Below are 2,903 nucleotides of genomic sequence, written 5' to 3'. Positions count from 1 at the left end.
GGAATGGATGAATACGCTTCCTAGGCGTATACTCCAATATAAAACTCCTGAAGATCTATTCGAAGCACAATTAGATATAATTTATGCAGCATAAGTAAATTCAACGATTTAGGTCATAAATACAAATTGGTTCAACTTGTTATTGCAATTGATCCTTATTTTATTTTCTTAATATTAAAGCGATATATTTCTATCAATAGGTTGGGATAAGGTTATAAATGTATCTGTACTTTGGACTCCAGATATTACTTGAAGCCTATTCATAAGTAAATCTTGAAGATTAGATATACTCTTACACATAACTTTAATAAAAATAGAATATGCACCAGTAGTGTAATGTAGCTCTACTATTTCTTTTATATTTTTTAGTTGTTCTAATACATCCGGATATGAAGATGCTTTGTTAAGAAATATTCCAATAAAGCAACATACATCATATCCAAGTTTGCTCATATCTAATATAAGTTTTGTACCTTTGATTAAACCCATTTGTTGCATTTTATTCATTCTAACATGAATAGTACCTCCACTCACATGACATTTCCTTGCAATTTCAAGATAAGGAGTTCTAGAGTCTTTAATTAAAACATCTAATATTTGATAATCTAATTCATCTAAACCAGAAACATTTAATTCCATAATATCAGCTCCTAATAATATCTAATGCACTTTCTTTTGCATTGATTTATTTAACCACATCACATACTTTATATTATTATAACAAACCAATTAACGGATTAGCAAAAAAAAAGTAATTTTTGCTTTTGATTTATCATTATGTTAATAATATCACGTTTTTATTGCTAATTTTACATAAATAATAAATTTTAATTAAATATATTGCAATAAATAGCCAATTGTATTATTATATTATCAATGGATTAAATGTAAATGAAAATTTATTAGGGGGAATTTGTAATGACAGAATTAATAAAAGAAGAAAAAGAAACATTAGATAAAGCAGTTGGTATGATTAAAAACAAGAAAATTAAGGATATATTATTTGTTCAACAGTCAGTTTTGAAAGCAGTAGATGAATTTATGTATAAGAGAAGGATAACTAGAATATTACCTCTTATGATGTCTCCTATTACAGACACCTTAAACCACAGTGTTGAAGAATGCGAATTGAACTACAACAAACAAACATTTAATGTTATGAAATCAATGATATTCCACAAGCAATTGACAATGTTAAACTCAGATATTGATAGCCTTTATATTGTATCTCCAAACATAAGACTAGAAAAAGCAACAAGAGGAGATTCAAGACATTTATTTGAATTCACTCAAGTTGATTTTGAATTCAAAGAAGGCACTATGGAATCTGTCCTTAAATTTATAGAAGAAATTATAACGTATATATTTAAATTTGTTAAAGAAAACTGTGTTCCAGAACTAACTAGACTCGGAGTAGGCACCGATCATCTTAATCTAACTGGGCCATTCAAAAAATATACAACAAATGAGATGCAAGCTAAATATGGTGATGATTTCGAAGCAGAAGCTTCAAAAGCAGCATCACAGCCTTTCTTCTTAACAAACCATAAGAGAGAATTCTATGATGCTGAGGACTTAGATAACTTAGGAACTTATAGAAACTATGATCTTATTTGGCCACTAGGATTTGGCGAAGGTTTAAGTGGAGGAGAAAGAGAATTCACACTAGATAGAATACTATTAAGAATGAGAGAACTTGGAACTGATGAATATGCATTTAGATATTATATAGAACTCGCAAAACAAGGTGAACTATTTAAAACTGCTGGAGCAGGTTTCGGAGTTGAAAGAATAACAAGATTTATTACACAACAACCAGAAATTAGCGATGTTACTTTATTCTGCAGAAAACCAGGACAAAAATATATTTTCTAAATTAAAATAAAATTATTAAAAATGAATGGAGTGAATTTCAATGCGAAATTCACTCTATTTATTTTTGAACAACGTATACGTACAATTACATTTAAAATTTATTCAATACAATGTCGTTATCGTCTTACTTGTTATTATCTACCATACTTTTTTCAGCAGCTTCTACCATTCTCCTTACCATTTCTCCACCAACATTCCCAGAATTTTTTATTTTATTTACAATGTTACTAGGCACATCTCCCATATCTACATTGTTGTTTACAACATTATCTAGAGACATATCACTTGCTACTTCCATCTTAAATTTTTCAAGTTTTCCCATTGCTTCTGGTACTAATGTTCTTCTGCTCATTTTACTACCTCCATATAATTTAAATTGTAAATTGTAAAGATTTATTCTATGTGATTTTGTATTCATATTATATATCTATAGATAGTATTTTTAAAAGAGCAATATTTTATTCATTCTATATATTTAACATCATTATTTCTTTTAATAATTTGCTTAATTAATTAAAAATAGATATACAAAAAGCCACCTTAATAAAGGTGGCTTTTTGTACTATAAATATTAATTATTTATATTGCTGAAACCTCAATTGCTTGAAGTCCCTTAGGTCCTTCTTCTGTTTCAAATTCAACTTTTTGACCTTCTTCAAGACTTTTTCCTAAATCATTTCCTTTTATTCCAGTTGTGTGAACAAAGATATCTTTTTCACCTTCAACTTCAATAAATCCAAAACCCTTTTGTGTGTTAAACCATTTAACTGTTCCTGTTTTCATTAATAAACCTCCAAATAATACAAACACCATTACCTATGACACACTAATTTTGCATCAATAGTGTTACCTAATAATATACCATAACATGCACCAAATATCAACCTTCTTAGCAAAAATTTGCAACTTTTATCTACAACCTCAATTGCAAAAGTAAATTCCACCCCAATACATAAAACAGTGGAAGTTAGTCTTACAAATTAAAAGGTAGATTTTACCTTTACAAATTATTATAATAATATTAGATA

4 protein-coding genes are annotated in these 2,903 nt (G+C 28.0%); 1 reads left to right on the top strand and 3 read right to left on the bottom strand.

Translation table 11 applies throughout. The features are described from left to right. Positions 1-174: 174 nt before the first annotated feature. Positions 175-639, bottom strand: a complete 465-nt coding sequence (locus KPL38_RS18835) for an Lrp/AsnC ligand binding domain-containing protein (RefSeq protein ID WP_216290672.1) — start codon at positions 637-639, stop codon at positions 175-177. Between the two features lie 279 nt (positions 640-918). Here KPL38_RS18835 and KPL38_RS18830 point away from each other — a divergent pair, with 279 nt between their 5' ends. Then, a complete protein-coding gene (locus KPL38_RS18830) occupies positions 919-1,875 on the top strand; it encodes an asparagine synthetase A (protein ID WP_216290671.1) in 957 nt (318 codons plus the stop codon). 124 nt (positions 1,876-1,999) lie between these two features. Here KPL38_RS18830 and KPL38_RS18825 read toward each other — a convergent pair whose 3' ends face one another. Continuing rightward, positions 2,000-2,227 (bottom strand): alpha/beta-type small acid-soluble spore protein, encoded by a 228-nt coding sequence (locus tag KPL38_RS18825; protein WP_216290670.1) that lies wholly within the window; start codon positions 2,225-2,227, stop codon positions 2,000-2,002. A 227-nt stretch (positions 2,228-2,454) separates the two neighbouring features. Beyond that, positions 2,455-2,658 carry a cold-shock protein gene (locus KPL38_RS18820; RefSeq protein WP_216290669.1) on the bottom strand — a complete coding sequence of 68 codons (204 nt, stop codon included), beginning with the start codon at positions 2,656-2,658 and terminating at the stop codon, positions 2,455-2,457. Positions 2,659-2,903: the final 245 nt, after the last annotated feature.

Source organism: Clostridium psychrophilum (genome assembly GCF_018861705.1).
Taxonomy (GTDB): domain Bacteria; phylum Bacillota; class Clostridia; order Clostridiales; family Clostridiaceae; genus Clostridium_AD; species Clostridium_AD psychrophilum.
The sequence above is the reverse complement of the archived record's forward strand: the minus strand, read 5'-3'. Positions and strand labels throughout refer to the sequence as shown.